The sequence below is a fragment of the Mesorhizobium sp. M0062 genome (assembly GCF_040323125.1).
In the GTDB taxonomy this organism is placed as follows: domain Bacteria; phylum Pseudomonadota; class Alphaproteobacteria; order Rhizobiales; family Rhizobiaceae; genus Mesorhizobium.
On the sequence record NZ_JAMYUO010000070.1, the window covers coordinates 1 to 508 of the forward strand.

The 508-nt window shown below is 65.0% G+C and carries 1 protein-coding gene; it reads left to right on the plus strand.

The annotated features are described in order from the left end of the window. The coding region (locus NKJ64_RS30480) for an IS256 family transposase (protein WP_352463834.1) at positions 1 to 508 on the plus strand (508 nt) is incomplete at both ends.

Sequence of the window (508 nt, forward strand, 5' to 3'; positions counted from 1 at the left end):
AAGGCGATCACGGAAGAACTGTGCGGCCATGCCTTCTCGGCCTCGTCGATCTCGGCCATCAACAAGCGGCTGGACGAGAGCCTCGCTGCCTTTGCCAGGCGCCCCCTTCAAGAGCCGTTTCCTTACCTCATCCTCGATGCGCGCTACGAGAAGGTGCGTGAAGCCGGTGTTGTCATGAGCCAGGCGGTGCTGATCGCGGTCGGTATCGACTGGGACGGAAGGCGCCAGATCCTGGCCGTGGAGATGGCCAATCGCGAGAGCCGCTCGGCCTGGAGGGACTTCCTCGTCGGCCTCAAGGCGCGCGGCCTCAAGGGCGTCGAGTTGGTTGTGTCCGACGATCACGCCGGCCTGGTGGCAGCGATCGGCGAGGTGATCCCCGAAGCCGCCTGGCAACGCTGCTACGTGCACTTCCTCAGGAACGCGCTCGATCATCTGCCGAGGAAGCACGGCGACGACTGCCTGCAGGAATTGCGCTGGCTCTACGACCGGCGCGATCTCGCAGAGGCCA